Source organism: Nocardia sp. NPDC127606 (assembly GCF_042671725.1).
Classification (GTDB): domain Bacteria; phylum Actinomycetota; class Actinomycetes; order Mycobacteriales; family Mycobacteriaceae; genus Nocardia.
Genome location: NZ_JBHXWQ010000004.1, coordinates 487,172 through 511,030 on the forward strand (window position 1 = coordinate 487,172; position 23,859 = coordinate 511,030).

Genomic DNA, 23,859 nt, shown 5'->3' on the forward strand with positions numbered 1-23,859 from the left:
GTGCACGGTTGACGTTTCACGACAGACGGGGTGGCAGTGTTCGGTGTGTTGAAGCCGTGTGCGCACGGCGCGGCGAAATATGGCATCGATCCGGGGCAGTGGCAGGCGCACATGTGCGGGCTGTGTCTGGGTCTGCGGGACGGGCACGGTCAGTTGGCCCGCGCGGCAACCAACACCGACGCGATCGTGCTCAGTGTGCTCACCGAGGCGCAGTCGGGTGCGGGTGCGCGCACGACCGCCGGTCCCTGTCCGCTGCGCGGGATGAAGCGCGCGTCGGTGGTCGCCGCGGACGCACCCGGTGTGCGATTGGCCGCCACGGCCTCACTGCTGTTGGGCGCGGCCAAGATCGGCGATCACGTCGAGGACGGCGACGCCTCCGTCCTCGCCCGTCGCCCGATGCGGCGGGTGTCGAACGCCTGGGCCGCACGAGCCCAGCAGCAGGCTCATCTGATCGGGCTCGATGTGCGGCCCATGCTGAACGCGATCGCCACCCAGTCCTCGATGGAGTCGCGCGCGGCGGTCGAGGTGATCACGCTCGAGGAACTCACCGGGCCGACTCAACTCTGTGCCGCGACCCTCTTCGGACACACCGCGACATTGGCAGGGCGCCCGGAAAACGTTGCGGCTCTTCAGGAGATCGGTCGACACGTCGGCCGCATCGCGCATCTGGCCGACGCCATCGAAGACCTCGAGCGCGACCGTGCCCGTGGCCGGTTCAACCCGCTGGAGGCCACCGGCACGGATATGCCCCGCGCCTATGATCTGCTGCGCGAGAGCGAATCCCGCATCCGGCAGGCCGCGTCCGAGGCCGAACTCGACCAGCTGCCGACGGTTCGCTGGGCGCTGCTCGATCCGCTGGCGAGCCTGCTGCGGAGCCTCGGCCGAGGGCTCGGCATCGCGGTCGGCCATGCCTGCCGCACTCCCGCTACAGCGCAACAGCATTCGCCGTACGAGTTCCCGTCCCCGCCCGGACGGCGCCCGAGCAGGCCGGGGCCGTTCAAGGCGAGCGGACTCGTGCTCGGCGTCTACTGCACCGGCATGGCCTGCTGTGTCGACCACACCAGCCCGTGCACCGGCGAGCAGAAGGACGCCTGGGCCAAGAACTGCGACTGCGGCAGTTGCTGCGATTGCGGTGAGTGCTGCGGCAATTGCTGCGGCGAGGACTGCTGCTGCGGTGACTGCGGCTGCGATTGCGGCTGCTGACGAAAAAGGCTCGCGCGGTGGCGAATCCGCCGACCGCGCGAGCCTTCTGCTATCGAACCCCTACTCGCACTTGACGATCGGGATGGGGTCGTACTTCACGGTCCGCGTATGCCGCGACACCTGGGCGCCGGACTTGGCGTCGGTGATCACCCTGGTGTCGGAGATGGTGAAACCGGGCGCACCCTCGGAGGCGATGCAGTCCTTGCCCTTGGGCAGCACGACCTCATTGGGTTCGGTCGGCTTCGACTTCTCACCCGTAATCGATTCCACGTTCACGGTTTTGGTGCCCCACAGCCGCACGGTGATCTCGGAGCCGGTGGCGACCGCCTGAATGTAGACACCGGTCGTGCCGGTATTGCGGAACGCCAGGTCGATCGCACCGTCGAACACCGTCGCCTCGCGCGCGGCCGGGTAGCGCGAGATGTAGTAGCTGTGCTCGGTGTGTCCGCCGTCTTCCATCCCGGCGAAGTAGGCCGCGTTGTAGAGCGTGGTGGCGAACTGGCTGATGCCGCCGCCGACCGCGGTGCTCGGCCTGCCCTTGTCGATGATGCCGGACTCCACATAGCCCTCCGCCGCGGTACGCGGGCCGGTGAACTCGTTGAGCGAGAACGTATCTCCCGGCTTGACCACCGCACCGTCGACCTTGGCGGCGACCGTGCGGATATTCACCCCGGAGGGGCCGCTGAAGCCGCCGGTGGTGAACTGGCCGATCGTCTCGTTGACCCCGAGCGCGTTCGCGGCCTCGGTGGTGAGCTTGGGCTCGATGCGCTGATACACCACCGGGCTGGTGCGCGGACCCGGCTGCGTGAGCAGCGTGGGCAGCTTCTCCAGCGTCTTGGGCCAGTCCACCTTCTCGCCGACCACGGCGGGCACCACGGTCGGTTTGCCCGCGCCGACGGTGAAGGTGGCGTCCTTGGGTTCCACCTCGGACTTCGCCAGTTGTGGTGCGAGCAAGGCGATGACGGCGTCGTTGTTGAACTGGGGCGCCAGCCCGCCGTTGCCGTCGGGCACGAAACCGAGCACGTCGGCGATCTGATCGGTGGTCAGCGTGGCCTGAACGTCCTTGCCGGACACAGTGATCGGTGACGCTACGGCCGGTGTCGCGATATCGCGCACCGCCGCCTGCACGGCGTCGGCGCGTACCGCGACGGGCGCGGCCACCACGGGCAGATCCAGTTGGCTGCTGGCGGCCCAGCGGTCGGTGATGGTGGTGCGCGCGGCCTCGGTGTCGAGCACCCGGCCCGGCACGGGCGCGACCGCGACCGGCTTGCCGTTCTGGAACCGCACCGTGCCTTCGACGGTCGGGTTGTCGTGGACGCGGAAGGTCTCGAGCTGTGCGTCGAGGGCCGCGGTGTCGACGGTGCTCGACACCGGAACCTCGCGAGTGCCGAAGAGCGAGATCAGTCGACTCACCGGGTTCAGCGGCTGGCTGCCGACGGCGTCCCAGGTGCGGTCGTAGTCCACCGACAGACCGGCTGTGGCGGGCACCATGCTCGCCTGCACATCGCCGATCCGCACGGGCAGGGGTCGCTCGGCCTTGGGGCCGAGTTCGGTGTGCAGCAGCGCGTCGGCTTCGGCCTGGTCCATCCCGCCGATGTCGATACCGGCGACGACGACGCCGCGCGCCACCTCACCCGTGCTCAACGCGAGGTCGGCCAGGTAGGCGGCGGTCCCGACGGCCAGCACGGCGCCGACCGCGATCCCGATCCGCTTGACCAGCTGCTGGTTGCCCGGCGGGGTCGGCGGGGGCGGGCCTGCCGGGCCGGGGGTGGGTGACCAGCGATCGCGGGTCACGGTGTTCAAGGGCTGCGTAAGGGCGGTGGTGTCCGGATCGAAAGTGCGATTTGATTCGAGCAGCTTGCGTAATCCGACCTCGCCCCTTCGGTCGGCCGGTTGTCCGGCGGTCGACTCGCTGGGCACGGAGGTCCTTCCGTTAGGTTGGCCCCGAATGTTTGCGGGGTCCGGCCCGAGGGTAACGCGCTTCGGCGCGCTCGGCAGCTCGGCAACCGGGTGGGGGCAGCAGAAAGGCTCCGCGTAGTTGCCGGGTCGGGGGTCTGGCAACTACACGGAGCCGATCTGTTTATCGGGGCGCGGAGCGGGGCGTTACAGCCCATTCGGAAGAATTTCGGCGCGCGGGCTGACGCCGCCAGGACCGACGACGCGGCGGCGCGAGACAATCGGGGTGAGACTCGACACCACGGACCGGACAACGAGGAGAACTGATGCAGCTGGGAATGATCGGCCTCGGCCGGATGGGTGCCAACATCGTGCGCCGGATCGTGCGTGACGGGCACACCGCCGTCGGCTACGAGCGCCACCCAGGGCCGATCCCCGAGCTGGAGTCCGAGCTCGGCGACAAGTTCCGCGGCACGACCGACCTGGCCGAGTTCATCGGCATGCTCGAGGTGCCCCGTGTGGTGTGGGTGATGATTCCCGCCGGTGCCACCGGCAAGGTGATCGAGGACGTCGCCGAGCTGCTCGAGCCGGGCGACATCATCATCGACGGCGGCAACAGCCGCTACCACGAGGACATCAAGCGCGCGAAGGCATTGGAGCCCAAGGGTATTCACTACCTCGACATCGGCACCTCGGGCGGTGTGTTCGGCCTACAGCGCGGCTACTGCCTGATGATCGGCGGAAACAAGGCGCAGGTCGACTACCTCGAGCCGCTGCTGGCGACCATCGCCCCCGGCTACGAGTCGGCCCCGCGCACCCCTGGCCGCACCGGTGAGCCGTCGCAGGCCGAGAAGGGCTACCTGCTGTGCGGTCCGCACGGTGCGGGTCACTTCGTGAAGATGGTGCACAACGGCATCGAGTACGGCGCGATGGGCGCCTACGCCGAGGGGCTCAACATCCTGAAGCACGCCAACGCGGGCTCGGAGTACCTGCACGGTGAGCACTCCGCCGAGGAGACGCCGATGGAGCACCCCGAGTACTACATGTACGACCTGGACATTCCGGCCATCACCGAGGTGTGGCGTCGCGGTTCGGTCGTCGCCTCCTGGCTCCTCGATCTCACCGCGTCGGCCCTGGTGAGTGACCCCGACCTGGACTCCTACAGCGGCCGCGTCTCCGACTCCGGCGAAGGCCGCTGGACCATCGACGCCGCCATCGACACCGCGGTCCCCGTCCCGGTCCTCTCCGCCGCTCTCTACCAGCGCTTCTCCTCCCGCGGCCAGGCCCTCTACGCCGACAAGATGCTCTCGGCGATGCGAAAGGCCTTCGGCGGCCACAACGAGCTGCCGCAAAAATAGCCCCCTAGACGCCCACAACCGGCCTTTCGTCGCCAGACGGAGGTCGGTTGTCGCGTTTCCGGGTCGGATCGAGTAGATCGAAAATCCTCGGATGCTACCCGGACCGGAGAGTAAAACAACGATGTTCCACAAAATAAGAACACGTTCTTCTTTTCCAGGACAAGCGTCCAGTCGGACCTATACCTTGTGGTCAGAGGGGGGAAAGCCCACCTGATGAGGAATTCGCCCCGGTCGTCTCGCCCGGGGCTTTGGAGGAAAAGCATGTTCCGGACTTCGCGTATCGCCGCGGGCGTCGCCACCACCGCCCTGGTCGTCGCCGGTGTCGGTGTCGGCCTTGGATCCGGCGTCGCCGCCGCCGCCGGCTGTGCGGTGAGCAGTCACGACACCAAACAGGACTGGAGCACCGTCGGTGTCACCCACGTCTACGACAAGATCGCCAGCGCCGAGCAGATCGGCGTCGGCACCTCGGTCACCTACAAGGTGATCGTCGGAACCACCGGGATCGGCAACCCCTACGTCAACACCATCACCGACTTCCCGCCGGTCGGCTTCGGCGCACCGACCAAGGCCACCATCACCGCCTATCACGCGGTCGGCGGTCAGGTCACCGAGGACGTCACCGCCGAGCCCAACGCCGGCGGCTGGAAGGTGACGAGCACCGGCTGGTTCGTCAACTCCGGCAACCCGGTCACCTTGACGATCACCTACCCGGTGCCCAGCGGCGTCAAGGTGGGCCAGATGGTCACCAGTGGTGGCGTCGGGGTCGCGGGCACCGTGGGCGTCAGCAATGAAATGCCCGGTCTCACCGCCTGTTTCACCGCGCGCGGCGCCAACGCCGGCGAGACGGTGATCGGCAGCCTCGGTGACAACGGCCTGGGTTCCGATGATGGCCAGCTGAGCTCCACCGGCTCGCTGAGCGACATCATCTCCGACGTGCTGGGCGATCTGATCGGTAGCTGATCGCGTAGCACCTGGTCGCCGGGACGGTCTCGCGCTGCCGTCCCGGCGAACCATTCTTTTTGTGGCGCCCTCTTTTTCGAACTCTGTGAGGACTCGTGTTCCCCTGTAAGCGGACGGTGCTGACCGCGCTCGCCGTCATCGCGCTGTCGGTCGTCGCCATCGGGACCGCAGGTGCGGACGGATCGCGGCTGGATCGGATCGAGCGGCCCGGCCAGCGGCAGCAGACGCTGCACGTGTACTCCGCGTCCATGGACCGGGTGATCCCGCTGCAGGTCATCACGCCGCACGACACCAGCGCGCCACGTCCCACGCTGTATCTGCTCAACGGCGCGGGCGGCGGCGAGGATATCGCGAACTGGTACAACCAGACCGACATCGTGCAGTTCTTCGCCGACAAGAACGTCAACGTCGTCACGCCGGCGGCGGGCGCGTTCTCGTACTACACCGATTGGCAGCGCGACGATCCGAAGCTCGGCCGCAACAAGTGGCAGACGTTCCTCACCGAGGAGCTCCCGCCGATCGTCGACGCCACCTTGAACACCACGGGCGTGAATGCCATCGCGGGCCTGTCGATGTCGGCCACCGCGGTGCTCAACCTGGCGATCGCCGCCCCCGACCGCTACCGCGCCGTCGGCTCCTACAGCGGCTGCGCCTCGGTCGACGACCCCGTCAGCCGCGCCTACATCGATTTCGTGCTCGCCCGCGGTGGGGCCGACCCCGCCAACATGTGGGGCCTGCCCGGTGACCCCGCCTGGCGCGCGAACGACGCCTACCTCAACGCGGAACGCCTGCGCGGCAAGGCGATCTACCTCTCCAGCGCGAACGGACTCCCCGGCCCCGCCGAAACTCTCCCGCCCGGCGCGACGCCAGGAAAGGTCATCGGCATGACCGACCAGATCCTGCTCGGCGGCGCCATCGAAGCCGCCGCCAACCAGTGCACGCAGCGCCTCGCCGCTCGCCTCGCGGAACTGAACATCCCCGCCCATACCGAATTCCGCGCCGCCGGCACCCATACCTGGCGGTACTGGGAACAAGACCTGCACAACTCCTGGCCACTTCTCGCCGCCGCTATCGAAGCGAACTGACAGTGCGGTGTGCAACTCGAATGTCTTGTAGCACTGAATAATTCGAGGTGTCAAGCCCATGGAAGCTATAGATAACGCTCGTATCGAGGCACCCGATGTGGTTATTAGCTTCGCTCAGTTTTCCATTGAAAGGCTTGTTATGCACCGTCGAATGATCCGAGTCCTTGTTGCCACCGCGGCTGTCGCCGGTATCGCCGCAGGCGCGCCAGCAGCGCTCGCCGCCCCCGCGCAACCGGCTGTAGTGGCCGAATCAGGTTCCGCCGGAACCGGGTCCGCCGCGATTGACATTCCACTCGGCTTCCTCAAGCTCATTCTCTGCGGGCCGTGGGCGTCCTCGGAGCCGCACCCGAACCCGACGTGCCGCTGAGGTCTGACAACGAAACGGCGGGTTGGTCTCCGAAGAATCGGAGGCCACCCGCCGTCGCTGTGTGTGATCAGCGCGGACTAGCGCTCGATGATCGCCACCACGCCCTGGCCGCCCGCGGCGCAGATGGAGACCAGCGCACGGCCGGACCCCTTCTCCGCCAGCATCTTCGCGGTCGAGGCGACGATGCGGCCGCCGGTCGCGGCGAACGGGTGGCCCGCGGCGAGCGAGGAGCCGTTGACGTTGAGCTTGCTGCGGTCGATGGAACCGAGCGCGCCGTCGAGGCCGAGCCGCTCCTTGCAGTAGGCGTCGGACTCCCACGCGGCCAGGGTGGCCAGCACCACGGAGGCGAAGGCCTCGTGGATCTCGTAGTAGTCGAAGTCCTGCAGGGTCAGGCCGTTGCGGGCCAGCAGGCGCGCGACCGCGTAGGTGGGCGCCATCAGCAGGCCGTCGGGGCCGTGGATGTAGTCCACCGCGGCCACCTCGGAGTCGACCAGGTGGGCCAGCACCGGGAGGTTGCGCTCGGCGGCCCACTCGTCGGTGGACAGCAGCACCGCGGACGCGCCGTCGGTGAGTGGGGTCGAGTTGCCCGCGGTCATGGTGGCATCGCCCGCCTTGACGCCGAAGACCGGCTTCAGGGTCGACAGCTTCTCCACGGTGGAGCCGGGACGCAGGTTGTCGTCGCGGGTCAGCCCGAGGAACGGGGTGATCAGGTCGTCGAAGAAGCCACGGTCGTAGGCGGCCGCCATGTTCTTGTGCGAGAGGTAGGCCAGCTCGTCCTGCGCTTCGCGGGCGACGCCGAATTCCTTCGCGGTGATGGCGGCGTGCTCACCCATCGACAGGCCGGTGCGCGGCTCGGCGTTGCGTGGGATCTCGATGCCGAGCATCGAGGGGCGCAGCTGGCCGACCAGCTTGACCTTGTCCTTGGTGGTCCGGGCGCGGTTGGCGGTGAGCATCCACTCGCGCATGTCCTCGCTCACGCCGATCGGCGCGTCGGAGGTGGTGTCGGCGCCACCGCCGACGCCGGACTCGATGCGACCCAGTGCGATCGCGTCGCCGACGGTGACGATCGACTGGAGGCCGGTGCCACAGGCGAGCTGCAGGTCGTGGGCCGGGGTGTAGGGCGAGAGCTTCGAGCCGAGCACGCTCTCGCGGATCAGGCTGTGCTCGCCGACCTTCTTGAGCACAGCGCCGCCCACGACCATGCCGAGGCGCTCGCCCTGCAGACCGAACCGGCTGACCAGTCCGTCGAGGGCGGCGGTGAACATGTCCTGATTGGACGCCTTGGCGTAGGCCTTGTCGGAGCGCGCGAACGGGATGCGGTTGCCGCCAACGATGGCGACCGGGCGCTGGGTCTTGGCGGCGTTGGCAGTGCTGGTCTTAGCAGTGCTGGCCTTGGCCGTCGCCGAGCGGGCTTTGCTGGTCACTCGAGTTCTCCATGGTCTCGTCGGTTCCGGGTAACGCCGGCCGGTGGAATTGGCCCCCGTGCGGTCGCGGCGTCGTATCGGTTTACATTAAACTTACTCCGGAGTAAGTTCGTTGTCGACACCGTACCCGCAAGTGTGCGCTCACACGGGGGACACTGGGCGGAGCACGGTCACACACTCGTCGAGCACAGAGAAGGTAGGAACAGTGGCAGCCAAGAGCAAGGGTGCACCGAACCTCTACGGATCTTTCATCCACTCCGCCCCCGGCGCGTTCCTCGCGAGCAAGCTGGGCCTCCCGCAGCCGGCCGAACTGCGCCGCTACAAGGCGGGCGAGCCCGCGCTGCCCGGCCCGGTGCTGCTCGGCGGCAAGGGTCGCCTGGCCGAGCCGGTCCGCGCGCTGCTGTCGGATTACACCGTCGCGGATTCGCTCGACTCGGGCACCAAGTACGGCGCGCTGGTCTTCGACGCCACCGGCATCGATTCGATCGACAAGCTCGCGCAGCTGTTCGAGTTCTTCCAGCCCGCCATGCGCAGCCTCGCGCCGTCGGGCCGTGTCGTGGTGCTGGGCACCACCCCCGAACTGGTCGGCTCGGTCGACGAGCAGATCGCCCAGCGCGCGCTCGAGGGCTTCACCCGTTCGGTCGCCAAGGAGCTGCTGCGCGGCGCGACCGGTCAGCTCGTCTACGTGCACCCCGAGGCGGGCGCCGCCGCGACCGGCCTCGAGTCGACCCTGCGCTTCCTGCTCTCGGGCAAGTCGGCCTTCGTCGACGGTCAGGTCATCCGGGTCGGTTCCGCCGATTCGGTCGCCCCGGCTTCGTGGGACAAGCCGCTCGCGGGCAAGGTCGCCGTCGTGACCGGCGCCGCGCGCGGTATCGGCGCCACCATCGCCGAGGTGTTCGCCCGTGACGGCGCCACCGTGATCGTCGCCGACATCCCCGCCGCGGGCGAGGCGCTGTCGGACACCGCGAACAAGATCGGCGCCACCGCGCTGGCCCTCGACGTCACCGCGCCCGACGCCGCCGAGCGTCTGGCCGACTTCGCCACCGAGCGTTTCGGCGGCATCGACATCGTCGTCCACAACGCCGGTATCACCCGCGACAAGCTGCTCGCCAACATGGACGAGGGCCGCTGGAACTCGGTGATCAACGTCAACCTCGCTGCCCCGCACCGCATCACCTCCGGCCTCGTCGCCAAGGGTGTGCTCAAGGAAGGCGGCCGCGTGATCGACGTGTCCTCCATCGCGGGCATCGCGGGCAACCGCGGCCAGACCAACTACGGCGCGTCCAAGGCGGGCGTCATCGGCATGGTCGACGCCGAGTCCCCGGTGCTGGCCGAGAAGGGCATCACCATCAACGCGGTGGCGCCCGGCTTCATCGAGACCGCGATGACCGCCGCCATCCCCGTCGGCACCCGTGAGGCCGGTCGCCTGATGAGCTCGCTGCTGCAGGGTGGCCAGACCGTCGACGTCGCCGAGACCATCGCCTACTTCGCGAGCCCCGCGTCGAACGCGGTGAGCGGCAACGTGGTTCGCGTCTGCGGTCAGAGCCTGATCGGCGCCTGATGACTCAGACGATCACCCTCACCGAGGTCCCCAAGAACGGCGGCCTGTACGCCAAGGCGGCGCTGGGCGCCATCCCGCTGCCTGCCGCGCTGTCGGGTCGCAAGCCGACCCTGCCCGACCGGCGCGTAGTCGTTGAAGGCGTGCGGGTCGACCCCGACCACCTGGCCGCCTACTGCCACGCCACCGGCCTGCGTTTCAGCGACACCCTGCCGCTGACGTACCCGTTCATCCTCAGCTTCCCGCTGGCGATGCAACTCGTCGTCGCACGGGACTTCCCGTTCAGCGCGGTCGGTGCGGTGCACTTCGAGAACGTCATCGAACGCACCCGCGAGATCTCGGTCGCTGAGCCCCTCGATTTCTCCACCCATATCGAGAACCTCCGCGAACACCCGAAAGGTCTTCTGGTGGACGCGATCACGGAGATCAGTGTCGGTCGTGAACTCGTTTGGCGTCAGGTGACCACCTTCCTGCACCAGCAGCGCACGTCCCTGTCGGGCGGCCCCAAGCCGGCGCCTCCCGCCGACGAGGTGCCTCCGCCCCCGCTGCGCGTGCAGCGCGTGGATCAGAAGATGATCAACCGCTACGCCGCCGCGTCCGGCGACCACAACCCGATCCACGTCTCCGGGATCGGCGCCAAGGCCATGGGTTTCCCGCAGACCATCGCCCACGGCATGTGGTCGGCCGCCGCGATCCTCGGCACCGTCGAGGGTCGTGTTCCCGAAAAGGCCACTTACGCGGTCAAGTTCGGCAAGCCGATCTTCCTTCCGTCCTCGGTGAACATCTACGCCGACCAGGTCGGATCCGGCTGGGATCTCTCCATCCTGCATCCCAAAAAGGGGTACCCACACCTCACCGCAACCTTGCGCTGAGTCGCTACCGGCAAGGGCCGCACACTCCAGGGGGGTGTGCGGCCCTTGCCGGCTTCAGGGCACGGAGAATCGGTCGTCACGGGGGATTGTGTTCGGGGCCTTACGCTTTCGAGGACTTCGTCGATCGTCATCCCGATAGTTGTCGTTACGGGCAATTGCTGTGACTTTACTCATCAGCCTGAATCGGTTCGCTACGCAATTGCCGTAGAGCACATTTCTGCCCGTTCTGGTCTACCGTCCGGTGTTTTCTTCTGCGTGCTAAGAAATTGCCCGGCGCACGGTGGGCTGACTTTGTAGTGTTGCCCGGCCGCCAATATCGCGCGCTCGCACCACCGGGCAACTATTCGGCATCTGAACACTGTGGTGCCCGAATTTCGAGCATTCCGGTTCCTCTGAAACGAGGGTAGAACTTCTCTTGCCCAGCGATCGTTCGGTCGCGTCGGCGGTTCACCTGATCCAGATCCGTGGCGAGAAGTGTTGTGGAGGAAGCGTTGTGAACAAGATCAGTCATTCGAATCGGGGGATTCTTCGGGCGGTCGCTGCCGTGGGGGCGGCGCTGTCGCTGGTCGCGAGCGCCGGCGCGGCAGGCGCGGACACCGGAAGCGGTGAGACCGGGAGTGGGGTAATCGACACGGGCAGTGGGATTCTGGGAGATCTGCTCGATACCGGCAGTGGAATCCTCGGCGGTAGCTCGAGCGGTGGGTCGTCCGAGAGCGTGCAGCCGTGCAACCGCTCGACCAAGTCCGGCGGGGCCGGCGTCACCAACACGACGCATCAGCTCGGCGTCACCGGACCGACCTCGTTCGTCCTGACCTACGAAACCCTCAACATTCCCGACCGTATCCAGGTCTTCTACGAAGGCGGGCAGGTGCTCGACACCGGCTACGTCGGTGACAATGCCAACCAGGGCACCGGATCTCGGGCCGTTTCGTTGCCCGCGGGGTCGTCCTCGACGGTGAGTGTTCGGGTCACAGGACCGAATGACACCCAGTGGGAGTACACGGTCAACTGCCCGTCGTAGCGCGACCGTTCCATCCGGTCGAGATCGCACGTGTGGGGGCCGCATGCCCGAAAAGGTATGCGGCCCCGAGTAAAACAGCTATCTGGCAGAAAACTGGCAGCACATATTCCGGCAGGTGCTGCGCGCGGCGGGAAAACATGAATATGGCCGCGCCCCAATCGTTTACACATAAGAACCTGTTACAGGTTTTCATCGTGATATCAATCGTGGACTAAGCCGATCAGTAACTGGGTAAGCAGCAAGGTTCGGCACAAGCGCGATGCTCTGCCTCGTCCCTTCGCTGCGGGGATCTCGCCGCGGTTCGTGCGATCGATCGATTGTCCAGCGGCAATGATCTTGTTCGAGTGCCCGTTCGCGATGCCGAACGAGGGTCTTCGAGCAATCGATATGAGATCCCCGAATCGAGTCCTGCCGTCAAGCGCTCAACGGGCAAACGCGCAGCAATGGTTCGGCGAATGCCCCGGATGTCGCGGGCTAGGGAGGTATCGCCGACCGTGTTAGAAACTTTCAGTCGGCAACAAAGTCGGCAATCATGGTTAATACCAAGGGGTTTCACTTCATGAAGAAGATTCGCACGCTCAGCTTCGGCATCGTCATCGCCGCCGGGATGGCCATGTTCGGCACGGGCATCGCCACCGCGGACGAGGTCCCGCCGGTTGTCACCGAACCCGGCACCGGCGGCACGGGCGAAGAGGCAACCACCGGTTCGGCCGACAGCCTGGCGGCGATCCTGAAGGCGCTCACCAGCGGCTCGGCGGCGGCGGAGGAGACGCCGGTGGAAACGCCCCCGGCTGCCTGACGTAGTACGTAAACGACGAATGCCCCGCGATGAGCGGGGCATTCGTCGTTTGGGCTCAGTTGTGTCTGGCCGCGCGAAGTCCGTTGACGTAAGCGGCGACAATCCGCAGATCACCTTCGGACAACCCGGAGAGATCGACGATTCCCTCGGTGGATTGCGGTCGAACGTGCTCCGACTCGATCGGGTCCAGCCCCGCCTGCGTCAGCAGCGGTTCGGCATCGAGGCCGACCGCCGCCGCCATGGCCTGCAAGGTCTCGGCCGTGGTACTGGCGGGGACCTTCTGGCCGCGCTTGTACTGGGTCCCGTTCTCGACCTGCGTCCACAGGCTCGTACTGATCCGTGCTGCCTTCGCGGCGCGGTCCATCGACATCTCGCGCTCCTTGCGAGCAAGTCGCAGGGTGGCGCTGACCTCGGCGGGGACCACCGCGCTCCGTTGTCTCACCATGCATCGAGGGTAGCAGATTGTTTGCACTGATGCATGAAGTGTATGTAGTCACCGGTTGCGAATTTGCGAATCGAAATCCTCCATCGGCTGTAGACCGTAACAGCAGATGACGAGTTTGTTTGTGGTGGTAGGTGTCTGGGTACAGCACTCTGCCGACTCGGCTTGACAGACGCGTGGCAACAACGTTGCATACAACGAGTGTCCGATTGTGGGTCCCAGTAGGAGCCACTCCTGGACACCGCCCGGGGGCGCGCCATTCGATTTCGGCCGCGTAGCAGGGTACGACCGGGGCTCCGGCCCGCTATCGACCGAAGGAGCAAGTACATGGGCCCATACGATGCCGTCACGGCGTCGAACCGCATTCGTGAGGATTCATGCGGCGTGACCCCACTGGACAGGTGGGCCGATGACAACCACCTGTACCTGGATCGAGAAGCCGCGCGGGATCTGGCCCGGATGCTCGGGGACATCCCCGACCTGGCCGAGGATCTGTCGGACGCGCGTACGCGCCAGACCCGCTTCGGCGCGGTGGACTACCGCACGCGCAATGGCGCACGGGAACAACGACTTCCGTTCAATCCCGCCGCTGCTCGCGCGGCCGACCATCTCCACGCGGTTTTGGTGGCCTGGGTTCGGTTGGTCTGCGAACAGCGCGGCATCGACTACACCGGGGCCGCGACCACCAGCGGAATGGCGGAGTGGTTGCAGCGCAACATCATCGCGCTGGCGATGACGGAAGGCGTGGAGGCCGCGCCCGCTGAGTTCGCGGCCGCGATCGAGGCCGCGGAAGCGGTGGTGTGTCCGCCGGTCGATCTCGCTCCCGCCGATGCGGCTCTGGTCCTGCGGGCCAGGGCGGTTCGCCTCCATGCGGCCGCGATCGGCAAACTCGCCGAAGAGCTGGGTGACGGTTTCCGCAACCTCACCGCTCGGCGAGTGCGCACACTGCGCAAGGCCGGTCTGATCAGCCCGGTCCCGGGGCCCTGGTCGCCGGACTGGCCGGAGCTCTTCATCGTGGGTGAGGTCTTGGATGCGCACCGTGCCCTTCCGGCGCGGCACCGGGCGAAAGATGCATAGCGAACAGAGTGACCCAGCGGGGCGTCGGCAGATTGTTGCCGGCGCCCCGCTGGCGTTGTGAGGACCCGACACGGCTGGATTCCGGTGCCCGAAGTGCTTAGGCCGCACGAAGTTCGGACCGATCTCGTCGTCTCCGTGTATCGGAATACATACGTCCACCTGGGATTTGGCATCTTGTGAAAGTCGGTGTTGACAAGTTGTGGCCGATGACGCAAACTAGTGCCAGCGGGATTCGTCGTGCCCAAAATCGTTTCGGCACACTGCGATTCGATGTCAGCGAGCGCTGACCCCGCAGATCCTGACCGGGACTCGGTTCATGTCAACGCTAGAATGGGCGCGTGCTCTCGACCGAGAGTCTCGACATTTCGGCTGCTGGGTGAGGTTCTACTTGTGTCAGGTGCATTCGATGCATTTACTCCCGATGAATCCGGTAAGCCGACCGGTGAGAGACCTACTCGCGAAGGCGGCGAGCCCCTCTATCGAGTAGACGACTCGATACCAGGTCGAAGGAACCGTGTCGGCCATGTCGATCTCTCCGACATCTGCGTAGAAGACCTCCAAGTCGTCGCCGGTGCGGTGGATCGTTGGCGTTCGCTCCGGGCGCCGACCACGGTGACGCGTACCACCTCTCGGTGACCTGACACACGGCATCTGACACCGTCGGGGTGGTGATGATGCGACGGGTCGTGGTCAGTTCCGAGTTGTGAGAGTTGTGTATTGCCATGGGTGATGAAGGTGAGTCGGATGCCTCGATGCCGGACCGACAAGATATCGCGGTGCAGCGCAATGGGTTCAACGCCCAAGAATCTGCGTTCAACCAGGGAATCCGGGTCGATTCGGCCGTGGTCTTCGACTTCGTGTCGTATTGGTCGGTAGTCGACCGCGCAGTCCTCATCCAGGCCGACCTGTCCGGTCATGTACGAAACGAAGTCATCGCACACGCTGTTGCCCACATCGAGATGGCCGAATCACGCGAACTGGCAGCAGCACTCGACGGCGAGCGATGGCGCGGCCGGATCGAGATGCAGGTGCACGATGTGGTGGCACAACGCCTCATCCCCGTCTCCCACCTGCGTGATGCGCTGGAGGTCGGCGACAACCTCACCGATGTTTCCGCGCTCCTCGGCGTCACCGAGTTCCTGCTCGGTTGGCGTTTGCAACACCTGGCGAACGAGGAGTTCGCGGTGATACCGGTGCACCTGCTGAACCGCCTGGGCTGGCTGCCCGGGATGCCCTCCGAATACCCCTATCGGTGCTTGTGGCCGACATCCAGCTCGGGCGAGATGCTTCGCCAGCTGGCACCCGGCCGACACCACCGGTAGCCACAGTCTTCCTCAGCCCTCGTTCCGTGAAAACGGCACGGGGGCTTTGTTGTCGGCGCTTGCCGCCGCCGCATGCCCGTCCCTGACGCGCCCGTCTCCCGCAGCTCGCTGTGGTCGAAAGGCGTTGTCGCAGCGCAGGGGCGCATCGGTCCCGCTCCGACGGAGCACTCCGTCGGAGCGGGACCTCCACTCACGTCCCAGAGAGGTACGAACATGTCACTGTGGTCTCCGAAAGGATCGCCCCGCACGATCGATGTACTCGTGGTCGGCGGAACCTGGAATCCTGGCGGCGACGGCGTCACCGGTGCCTTCACCGACGCGCTGAACAAGTCGATGTTCACCCCTCGGATGGTCCCCTATCCCGCCGACTACGGGTCGCATGTGAGCTATGCCGAGAGTGTCGCCGAAGGTAAGCGGGCGCTCCTGGCCGCTATCGACCGATCGCCGAACCCTGTTGTACTGGCAGGATATTCGCAGGGTGCGGCGGTTGCCGGTGACCTCGCGGCGGAGATCGGCCGCGGTGAGCATCCGGGCCGTGAGGTGATCGCCTGCGCGTTGATCGCCGATCCGCGCAGACCGGCGGGCAAGTACCTCGGCGACACCGACCCCGGCGGCTACGGCGTCGTCGGCGAGCGGCCCATCGACGGTATGCCCGCCTATTGGGCCGCGGCGCCCGGCGATCCCATCACCGCACTGCCCGCGGGCAACCCCTTGCGGACCATCGCGGATCTGAGTGCCTTCTTCAGCTTCGCCAGCGCGAACTCGGCGGTTCGCTGGGCACAGCGGATGCTCGATACCGCCACCCGAAACCAATTGCAGCGCTGGTGGTCTCCCTCGAACTGGAGTCATTGGACCGGCGCTATCGCCTACGCCCGCGGCTACCTGTTCGACGGCAGGCACACCAGTGACTACGTCCGCTACGGCCACGCCCGCGCACTCGCCCAGGTACTGAACCGCGATGTCGCCGAAGGGCGCATCTGAGACCCGCGAAAGCCTGTGGGAAGGAACACATCATGAGAATCAGTAGAACCCCAGAGCCCGCGCTGGTCCGGTCGGTACTCGTCGCTGTGACGGGTGTCCTCGCCTACCTTCTCGGTCGCGAGATCGACGCGGCGTGGATCGAAACACTGCTCACCCTTTACGGATTGGCGACACCGCTGATCGCGGGCGTACTGATCAGGCCCGCCGTTACTCCGGTGACCGGATCGGCGGGTGAACCCGATGACATCGTGGTTGAGCCCTGAATTCGTGCAGGCGACCGGCATGGCCCTCGCCACCGTCATCGGCGCGGTGACAGCATGGCAGGCCCGCGAAGTCGCCAAGTTGCGCGAGCGGGTGGTCGCGCTCGAGGAGCAGGCCGCCGACGATCACCTCCGATTCCGTGATGCGATCCGGCTGATCCGCGCACTGCAGCGACACATCGACGAACTGCTCGGCTTCCTGCGCCTGCACGTCCCGGGTATGGAGCCCCCGGTGGCGGACTACAAGATCCCCGCCACCCTTCAAGAAGAAATCTGACGGCGACTGCGCCGTTCCCGAACTGCATGCGGTCGGCCCCCGGAGAACACTCGATACGGTGCGGGATTCGAGCCCGCCGCATGCCGCGCTCCTGAAGCGCGGAGTCTCCCGCAGGTGGTCTGCGGTCGTAGACGTCGCCGCTGCATCAGGAGTGACGGTCCCGCCCTCGGCGCTTCCCCTCGTCCACGAGGGCGGGACCCCGAACTTTCACTCACACAAGGAGACACCCATGGGTTGGACAGGAGACCCGGTATGGCTGGCCGATGTGCTGCGCGCTGCCGGGCTGGACGTCATCGAACACGAGGGCTGGCGCGACCGAGGTCACGGCGACTTCCGTGACCTGCGCGGCGTGCTGTGCCACCACACCGCGGGCGGCGGCAAGAACGACTGGCGCATCGTCCAGGACGGCCGCGCCGACCTCCCCGGCCCGCTGGCCCAGCTGGTCCTCGAACGCGACGGCACCTTCCGCGTGATCGCCGCAGGCGTCTGCTGGCACGCGGGCCGCGGGTCCTGGCCCGGCTGGCCCACCGACAACGCCAACTACCACGTGATCGGCATCGAAGCCGTCTCCCGCGGCGACGGAACCGACTGGACCCCAGCACAACTCGATGCCTACCAGCGCGGCTGCGCGGCCATCCTGGCCCGCATCGGCCGCGACGCCGAGGACTGCGTGGCCCACCGCGAGTACTCCCACGAAGGAAAAATCGACCCCGCCGGCATCGACATGGACGAGTTCCGTCGCGACGTACAGGCATTCATCGACGGAGAGGACGCTCCGATGAGCGCATCCGAAGTAACCCAGATCCAAGACTTCATCACCGCGTTCTGCGGCCCGATCGGCACCGATGTCAAGGACATCCGCGAGCAGCTGTGCGGTAGCCAGCAGCGCGACGCGGGCATGTTCGCCGGCTGGGACCAGCTCGACGGCATGACCGTGGTCGACGCCCTGGCCGACATCCTGGACCGCCTGAAGGCCCTCGAATCACCCCGTATCTGACGCGCCACGGCCGTCTGCCGCACAGCGAAAGGAGGTGAATTCCATGCTCCCTGTCCTCCTCGAACTGCTTCAGCTGGCCATCGTGCTCGCGCCGGTGGTCCTGCCGCTACTCGGCCTCTGACGAACAACCGACACAAGATATGGAGACGATGATGGCGCCTTCCGACGCCGGAGAAGATGCGGACGACATCGTCGGCGCCGGCATCCTGGCCGTTGAAGTCGAGGTGAAGCAGTGACTTCGCTATATCCCAAACCTGGGGAGTTCCCCGACTTCGAGCAGTTTCTTGTCGACCTGCTCACCCCGATCGAGACCACGCTGACAACCCTGCCCGCCACGGGCGAGCTGGTGGTGGCACAGTTCCCGTTCTTCTGGGTCCGGCAGATCGGTGGCAGCACCGATATCAACGAGATCACCTATACCGCGAAGGTTCGAGTAACTGCCGCTGCCTCCGACCGGGCCGCGGCACAGGCTGCTGCTGCTCGTGCACGTGTGGAGATCCTCGCTGCGCCAGGCAAATCAGTCAACGGGGTCCTCATCGACTGGGCAGAAGAAATGACGCCCGCAGAAGTCAAGTACTTCCCGCCCACGCTAGCTCGGAGTCAGGGCGCGGCTGACCTGCCGAACCTCGACCCAGTCAGTCAACTCGTAGAGCTCGGATTCACAGTCCACGCCCGACGCCAGAGCTAGTGAACAAAGAAACCAACGAAACGGAGAGAAAATGCCCGCAACCAACCTGACCGCGATCAAAGATGCTCAGCACGAGCTGCTCATCAAGCCGCTCGATGCCGCGGTCTTCCTGGCGCCCTGGTACACCCCCGTACCGACTGCCTTCACCGACGCGTCCAGCGTGCTGCAGACCCTGCCCGCCGCCTACAAGTCGGTCGGTTTGATCGACAAGAAGACCGGCATCGCGTTCGCCCGCGGCATCACCGCGTCCCCGATCGAGTCCTACGGTGAGCTTCAGCCGTCGCGCAACGACATCACCAGCGACATCAGCACTATCGAGTTCGAACCGCAGCAGACCAACGCGCTGACGCTCGCACTGACCACCAACGCCAACCTCGACCAGGCCAAGGCGAACGCCCAGTCCGGTGAGGTGTTCTTCGCGCAGCCGACTGCTGAGCAGATCACCTACTACTCGGCAATCGTCATCGCCAAGGACGGCAACGACGCCGCCCCGGTCTACGTGTTCAAGGTGATGCCCAAGGTCGCGGTCAGCAAGTACGGCGGCGAGCAGTGGACCTCGGCCAACCTGATGTCGCAGAAGGTGACCCTCACCGCCTTCAAGGACGACACCGCCGGCTACGCCGTCGCACACGGTTTCGGTGGTCTGGGCTGGAAGCGGCTGCTGACCAAGGCCGGGATCGCTACCGCGACAGCCTGATCGGCTCAGCGGAATCCACGATGGGCGTGCGCAGCGATCCTCCGGCCTGTGCGCAAGCCCAGTACAGCACTGGTACCGGAGGAGATATTCGAGGAAGCAAATGACCCCCACTGAGTACCCGGTCTTCATGACGGATGGAACCAATGAGTACGTCGTCAACGACGCGACCCAGTACATCAACGCGGTCTTCAGCCTGGGCCACCGCCTGGCGGAACCCGCCGAGCAGTCGCTGAAGTCCGACCAGTAACAACCCATATGGGCGGGATCGCTCCCGTCCGATAGATGAACCGGAGATCCCCTATGGCAGCCACCACCGAGAACACCGACCAGCGCGACCAGTCCGGACGAGATGCCGGCCGCTTCTTCGAGATCCAACAGGAGCTCAGCAGCAAGCGCCGCGGCCCCTATCGGCTCACCGAGGAGATCCTCATCCAGCCGATCACGCGTCGGCAGATGCGGGCGATCCGCGACGAGCAGGACGAGGACAAACAGCTGGCGATCGTTCTCGGCCAGGACTACGAAGCTGTAGAGGAACTGTTCGCCGACCGACCGGTCGACGAGTGGCTCGCCTTTCAGGAGGACCTGAACGCCTACTTCTTCGGCGAAGGCGCCGCGGAGCTGCCGGGGGGATCTCAGGGCTCGTAGAGTTCTGGGACAGGTTCGGTGCCGCGCTCGAATATGACCTGTTCGAGCGCGGCGTCGACGTCCGGGACTGCTTCGGGCCCAGTGAAATCCGGACCCGCGATTGGCGCACGATCTGGCGTCTCAAAGACCGACTCCCGCTCGGATCCCACTACAAGACAGCGCTGTCGACCGACCGTTCGCTAGCCGAGCTGTTTATCCGCGACGAAAGCACAGACACCCAAGCTGACGAAGTCAACGGGGACGCCCGAGGGTTCACTGTCGACACCTATCTGCTGATGACGATCGTAGACAACCTGCAAGCCGTTCAAGCAGCCGTCATCGCCGCAGCGGGCGTCGATCCGCCGCCCGTCGTGCCTTTGAGCCGACCGACGACAGCACTGGACGAACTTCGCGAGGAACGCCGACGTCGAGGCCTCGAATCATTGATTGCGCAATTCAGTCCGGGGAATCTCAGTTGACTAGATATCTGTCGAAAGCTCGATCCAGTCGCGATTTCCCTGATTAACTCATGGGCTCGTGCTACCGGACCAAGAAGCAAGTAGAACCGCGCTAACATGACTCCATAATTACTTGACGCGACTGATAGCTGACATTGAATCAGAATTCTCTCGGATCGGGTATTCCAGAGCTCGCATGGACGATTCTTCGGGCAGCGAGATGGAAATGAAGAACGACCCCATAATTGCACTGATGTTGTTCCGGCGGGTATCGCCAGTCTGAACGTGTGTGCTGTCGAGGAGCATGGGACGACCTGGTTTCTCGAGCGGGCCGGATTTGACGATCTTCTCGCCCTCGCTCGGCGAAGAGAACGAGTGTCACTTGCGCTGTGGAACATACGCCCAACTCGCCTACGCGCCGTGCTCATACTGGGTGTTCACACTGGAAGATATCAACCCGTTCAGCCACGATTGACTGGTATATGCGAAAGCCCATCGGCATGAATGGTTTGAATTCAAAAGCTCGCGCGAAGGAATTCGACGAGTACTTGAAGGCGGAATTTATCGAGTATCGACTCTATCGAGGTCTACAAAAAAGAAGCTCGTCGTAGTAGATGGTGCTCCCCACGATCAATTCCTCAGTGCCGAGTAGTCTGCGAACATTGTTCGCATTGCCTTGTCGAAATGTCCGGCCTTCACGATAGAGTCGACAGAATTGAAGCCCCGCGGTTTCCTGAGATACCATTTCATTATCTGCGCGGCGAGTTCCCACTCTTCGTTCACGAGACATAGAGCGACTGTCGCGCGAACTTTTCCTGGATTTATATTCTTCTCGAACCATGAGTATCGTTCCGGTGTCATGACGTTTGTCACGAGGACCTCTATATTATTGCGGGCGGCGAACCATGGAATTACATCAGATTCAACAGTTCTCGAGAACCATTCTATATATCTGTCGATGTCGTTCTCGCTAGAAATATAGAGACCAGGCTGAAAGAAACTGTCTCCGGCGCCGTCGACATTTGATGGAAAATCGACCTCCCCGTCACCAAGGAGGTCGGGTGGCAGGAGGATCGGGCTGATGCGGGCGCCGATTGGCAGCGCACCTATGATCTGTGCTACGCCCGATGAATGTAGTGCGATCGTTGCGGTCGTAGCTACGGAAGAATTCTCATCATCCAGTATGTACGCGGTCAGGATCTGAGTCGTATTCCTAATCTCGGAACCTAATGAGAATGACAGGCCGGTAGCGTCCATCTCGGCGCGGCGCTCGAATCCATACGCGGCAAGCGCTGCGGTTAGCCTCGCTTCGGTCGCCCGGCGTAGGCGGCTGAGTCTGACGGACATGTCGTTCACCTCGGATGTTACGAGTTTGCGAAAGTTTCGCACTCAGGCGACTCCAGTGTGCATCGTCCCGCCGGTGCTACACAAGTCCTGACCGATGCAAGAACCAATCACGGATTGAAGGCAAATGTCCTCTGAAGCAAATGGCAGCCCCCTCTTGGGCGATTCCGCAGGGGCTGGCGGACTACTCGGCGCGGCGTGGTGTTGATTGCTGGCGAGTCGGGCATCCCAAACTTGCTTCGGGCCTTTTGGTTCGATGTCGGAAGGATATCGCCGAAGCGGAATCGGCTTCGTTTCGCATGGCCGTAGGTAACCTCGCGGCGTCGGCATGTGGGTAGGCGAGAAATTCTCGGCGCCACTACATCTTTCGTATTGAATCAATGCGCCAGGAAGGTTGCGACTGAATAATGAGTAACGAAAAGTCGGGACGGATGTAGGAAGACATCCCGGGGCGAAATCGTGGAGCTTTGAGAAGTCAAAATATACGGCTGGGGAAAGGCTGTGAAAGGAGCGACTACCGGCCGACATATGAGCGAACTGACCGCAGGGATGTGGATAAGGCTGGCTGCGAGTACCAACGCTCTAGAGCAAGTATTCTGGTATGGTACGAAAACACTCGATTCGACTAAGCGAATGGCGAACATCATGACCTCCAAGCGAGCACTAAGGAAGACGTTCATCGAAAAAGTCACCGAGGCTCTATCTGCTCTAGGATTCGAGCGTCGTATTGACCTTGGTGCCGATGGAGAATTTTGGTTCGCGCGATCAGCGGGAGCGATGGACCTCGAGGAATCGGTGCGCATTATATTTGTGCCGGGTCGGCTCGATAGCGTTGGCACACTATGCACGGTTCAGATTATTTCCCGTGACGTAGGTGTGATCCTCCGAGATCTTCCTGACGATGCCAAGCTGAAACGGCTTGTCGGAGAACCAGATTCAGGTGAATACTACTCCACTGTTTGTATTGAACCCGCAGCCTCGCTTACGGGTTCAAATTCTGCCATATCCGGGCCAGAGATATTCAATAAAGACGAATTAGGCGCGGCGGTCACATGGGTCGAGACCTTTGTGTCTTCAACGGCGACGGACTGGTTTCAGAAGAGAAACTCCTTAGCTCGGCTAGTTGAGATTGCTCAAGAGCCTTCGCCTGGAACTCCAGACAATATCGTTCCGGGCCTATTTCGGGCCACGGTAGCACTTTGTGCGATTGGTGGAGATTATGCTACTGCAGACAGGCTAATTATGTGGTACCGGAATCGCAGTAGCTACAATTTCTTTGACTCCAAAGAGCGGTTCTCGGAGTTTACAAAAGGTTTGAAGCGCGAATTTCCTGAACTCACTATTGACTGATTGACATGTCGGTAACAGTCGACACTTCACTTTTGTGTTCATACTGCTTATCCCGCGATCGAGGCAGTTATCGAATACTTGAACTGCTTTCGACATTCGATTATGCGGCAGCGCTATGAGAAATGTCAGCCAGACGAGTATAGAGCAGCGCCCATCCCTGATTCAATCGGATCAGGTATGAGCGACTCGTCAGTGACCACCCGTATCGATCCAGATGGCTTCCTATGCCGTCCTACCCTGCGGTGCCACCGTTGCGATTTCGACTCCGTATTTCCTCGCTAGCCCTAAGTCTGAGAAGCAGGTTGGCGACCTGACCCCTGTTAGCACCCGTTGTCGCGGTAGATTGCCTCGCGGCTGATCACCAGTTCTGCTTGGGCTGACGTCTATTCCGTGGCATTAATGCGCAGATCCTTTTGAGGGACGCGACAAGCCGGCCGCAGAATGGGCATGCCGCGCGCCCGCTCGGCTGGTGGTAAGGCGGGCGGGCGTTCGTCCAGCTCAAGAACTGGATGGTGCAGCAACAAAAACCTTGCCGCTCTGACATGCCACGGCCATCTGTAGTACGCCACTCAAGATCAAAAATCAAAATCACCTCCGGCCAGATTCCGTCGCGCGAAATTTGGCAATGCTGATGGCGTGCGAATTCACTCGGCGCGTGATCGCACAGAACGTTTAAGTCCTGATGGTAGCCAAACATGGCATCAGTATGAATTCGGCATCCCCAGTAGGCCATTTCGACTGTGATTCTTTCGGTACATCAGGGTCGCCGGGCGACACCCGTTCGGGCGGTAGCGGATGC

24 protein-coding genes are annotated in these 23,859 nt (G+C 64.2%); 20 read left to right on the forward strand and 4 right to left on the reverse strand.

Annotated elements, in window-relative coordinates; all coding sequences use genetic code 11:
* Positions 1-45 precede the first annotated feature (45 nt).
* On the forward strand, positions 46-1,203 hold the full coding sequence (locus tag ACFVJ5_RS21890; protein WP_379222568.1) for a DUF5685 family protein: 1,158 nt from the start codon (positions 46-48) through the stop codon (positions 1,201-1,203).
* A 60-nt stretch (positions 1,204-1,263) separates the two neighbouring features.
* Here ACFVJ5_RS21890 and ACFVJ5_RS21895 read toward each other — a convergent pair whose 3' ends face one another.
* Positions 1,264-3,123, reverse strand: a complete 1,860-nt coding sequence (locus ACFVJ5_RS21895; protein WP_379222570.1) for a VanW family protein — start codon at positions 3,121-3,123, stop codon at positions 1,264-1,266.
* Between the two features lie 302 nt (positions 3,124-3,425).
* Between ACFVJ5_RS21895 and gnd the strand changes: the two genes are divergently transcribed.
* The 3 genes from gnd to ACFVJ5_RS21910 all read left to right on the forward strand — a co-directional run bounded on the left by gnd (position 3,426) and on the right by ACFVJ5_RS21910 (position 6,502).
* The gene (gnd, locus tag ACFVJ5_RS21900) at positions 3,426-4,457 is read left to right on the forward strand and encodes a phosphogluconate dehydrogenase (NAD(+)-dependent, decarboxylating) (protein WP_379222571.1); all 1,032 of its coding nucleotides are present in this window, start codon (positions 3,426-3,428) and stop codon (positions 4,455-4,457) included.
* A gap of 261 nt (positions 4,458-4,718) precedes the next feature.
* Positions 4,719-5,417 (forward strand): hypothetical protein, encoded by a 699-nt coding sequence (locus ACFVJ5_RS21905; RefSeq protein ID WP_379222573.1) that lies wholly within the window; start codon positions 4,719-4,721, stop codon positions 5,415-5,417.
* Between the two features lie 116 nt (positions 5,418-5,533).
* Positions 5,534-6,502, forward strand: a complete 969-nt coding sequence (locus ACFVJ5_RS21910; RefSeq protein ID WP_379222705.1) for an alpha/beta hydrolase — start codon at positions 5,534-5,536, stop codon at positions 6,500-6,502.
* A 444-nt stretch (positions 6,503-6,946) separates the two neighbouring features.
* Here the strand turns inward: ACFVJ5_RS21910 and ACFVJ5_RS21915 are convergent, their stop codons facing one another.
* Positions 6,947-8,293: an acetyl-CoA C-acetyltransferase gene (locus ACFVJ5_RS21915; RefSeq protein ID WP_379222575.1), complete on the reverse strand. Its 1,347-nt coding sequence runs from the start codon at positions 8,291-8,293 to the stop codon at positions 6,947-6,949.
* 205 nt (positions 8,294-8,498) lie between these two features.
* Here ACFVJ5_RS21915 and ACFVJ5_RS21920 point away from each other — a divergent pair, with 205 nt between their 5' ends.
* The 4 genes from ACFVJ5_RS21920 to ACFVJ5_RS21935 all read left to right on the forward strand — a co-directional run bounded on the left by ACFVJ5_RS21920 (position 8,499) and on the right by ACFVJ5_RS21935 (position 12,543).
* Positions 8,499-9,854 carry a 3-oxoacyl-ACP reductase gene (locus ACFVJ5_RS21920; RefSeq protein WP_379222577.1) on the forward strand — a complete coding sequence of 452 codons (1,356 nt, stop codon included), beginning with the start codon at positions 8,499-8,501 and terminating at the stop codon, positions 9,852-9,854.
* Positions 9,854-10,723, forward strand: a complete 870-nt coding sequence (locus tag ACFVJ5_RS21925; protein WP_379222578.1) for a MaoC family dehydratase — start codon at positions 9,854-9,856, stop codon at positions 10,721-10,723. The genes ACFVJ5_RS21920 and ACFVJ5_RS21925 overlap by 1 nt, the downstream gene beginning before the upstream one ends.
* 493 nt (positions 10,724-11,216) lie before the next feature.
* Positions 11,217-11,744: a hypothetical protein gene (locus ACFVJ5_RS21930; RefSeq protein ID WP_379222580.1), complete on the forward strand. Its 528-nt coding sequence runs from the start codon at positions 11,217-11,219 to the stop codon at positions 11,742-11,744.
* A gap of 559 nt (positions 11,745-12,303) precedes the next feature.
* Positions 12,304-12,543 (forward strand): hypothetical protein, encoded by a 240-nt coding sequence (locus tag ACFVJ5_RS21935; protein ID WP_379222581.1) that lies wholly within the window; start codon positions 12,304-12,306, stop codon positions 12,541-12,543.
* Positions 12,544-12,598: 55 nt separating this feature from the next.
* Here the strand turns inward: ACFVJ5_RS21935 and ACFVJ5_RS21940 are convergent, their stop codons facing one another.
* Positions 12,599-12,988, reverse strand: coding sequence for a helix-turn-helix domain-containing protein (locus tag ACFVJ5_RS21940; RefSeq protein ID WP_379222583.1), 390 nt, complete (start codon positions 12,986-12,988; stop codon positions 12,599-12,601).
* Between the two features lie 381 nt (positions 12,989-13,369).
* On the opposite strand from ACFVJ5_RS21940, the gene ACFVJ5_RS21945 reads away from it, so the two are divergent.
* The 11 genes from ACFVJ5_RS21945 (at position 13,370) to ACFVJ5_RS21995 (ending at position 20,387) form a co-directional block, all read left to right on the forward strand.
* On the forward strand, positions 13,370-14,062 hold the full coding sequence (locus ACFVJ5_RS21945) for a hypothetical protein (protein ID WP_379222585.1): 693 nt from the start codon (positions 13,370-13,372) through the stop codon (positions 14,060-14,062).
* Positions 14,063-14,814: 752 nt separating this feature from the next.
* Entirely contained in the window at positions 14,815-15,384 is a 570-nt protein-coding gene (locus ACFVJ5_RS21950) for an ImmA/IrrE family metallo-endopeptidase (RefSeq protein ID WP_378635117.1), read from the forward strand.
* A gap of 213 nt (positions 15,385-15,597) precedes the next feature.
* Positions 15,598-16,365, forward strand: coding sequence for an alpha/beta fold hydrolase (locus ACFVJ5_RS21955; protein WP_379222587.1), 768 nt, complete (start codon positions 15,598-15,600; stop codon positions 16,363-16,365).
* 32 nt (positions 16,366-16,397) lie between these two features.
* Positions 16,398-16,628 carry a hypothetical protein gene (locus ACFVJ5_RS21960; protein ID WP_379222589.1) on the forward strand — a complete coding sequence of 77 codons (231 nt, stop codon included), beginning with the start codon at positions 16,398-16,400 and terminating at the stop codon, positions 16,626-16,628.
* Positions 16,606-16,902, forward strand: coding sequence for a hypothetical protein (locus ACFVJ5_RS21965; protein WP_378635123.1), 297 nt, complete (start codon positions 16,606-16,608; stop codon positions 16,900-16,902). The genes ACFVJ5_RS21960 and ACFVJ5_RS21965 overlap by 23 nt, the downstream gene beginning before the upstream one ends.
* A gap of 229 nt (positions 16,903-17,131) precedes the next feature.
* Complete coding sequence (locus ACFVJ5_RS21970) at positions 17,132-17,899, forward strand: N-acetylmuramoyl-L-alanine amidase (protein WP_379222591.1); 768 nt, start codon at positions 17,132-17,134, stop codon at positions 17,897-17,899.
* A 232-nt stretch (positions 17,900-18,131) separates the two neighbouring features.
* Positions 18,132-18,587: a hypothetical protein gene (locus tag ACFVJ5_RS21975; protein ID WP_379222592.1), complete on the forward strand. Its 456-nt coding sequence runs from the start codon at positions 18,132-18,134 to the stop codon at positions 18,585-18,587.
* Positions 18,588-18,618: 31 nt separating this feature from the next.
* Positions 18,619-19,284: a hypothetical protein gene (locus ACFVJ5_RS21980; RefSeq protein WP_378635131.1), complete on the forward strand. Its 666-nt coding sequence runs from the start codon at positions 18,619-18,621 to the stop codon at positions 19,282-19,284.
* A gap of 100 nt (positions 19,285-19,384) precedes the next feature.
* Positions 19,385-19,531, forward strand: coding sequence for a hypothetical protein (locus tag ACFVJ5_RS21985; RefSeq protein ID WP_378635134.1), 147 nt, complete (start codon positions 19,385-19,387; stop codon positions 19,529-19,531).
* A 53-nt stretch (positions 19,532-19,584) separates the two neighbouring features.
* Positions 19,585-19,929 carry a hypothetical protein gene (locus tag ACFVJ5_RS21990; protein WP_379222594.1) on the forward strand — a complete coding sequence of 115 codons (345 nt, stop codon included), beginning with the start codon at positions 19,585-19,587 and terminating at the stop codon, positions 19,927-19,929.
* 275 nt (positions 19,930-20,204) lie between these two features.
* Positions 20,205-20,387 carry a hypothetical protein gene (locus ACFVJ5_RS21995; protein ID WP_378635139.1) on the forward strand — a complete coding sequence of 61 codons (183 nt, stop codon included), beginning with the start codon at positions 20,205-20,207 and terminating at the stop codon, positions 20,385-20,387.
* A gap of 609 nt (positions 20,388-20,996) precedes the next feature.
* Here the strand turns inward: ACFVJ5_RS21995 and ACFVJ5_RS22000 are convergent.
* A complete protein-coding gene (locus ACFVJ5_RS22000; RefSeq protein WP_379222596.1) occupies positions 20,997-21,713 on the reverse strand; it encodes a hypothetical protein in 717 nt (238 codons plus the stop codon).
* 525 nt (positions 21,714-22,238) lie between these two features.
* Here ACFVJ5_RS22000 and ACFVJ5_RS22005 point away from each other — a divergent pair.
* Positions 22,239-23,060 (forward strand): hypothetical protein, encoded by an 822-nt coding sequence (locus ACFVJ5_RS22005; protein WP_378635144.1) that lies wholly within the window; start codon positions 22,239-22,241, stop codon positions 23,058-23,060.
* The last annotated feature ends 799 nt before the right edge of the window (positions 23,061-23,859 follow it).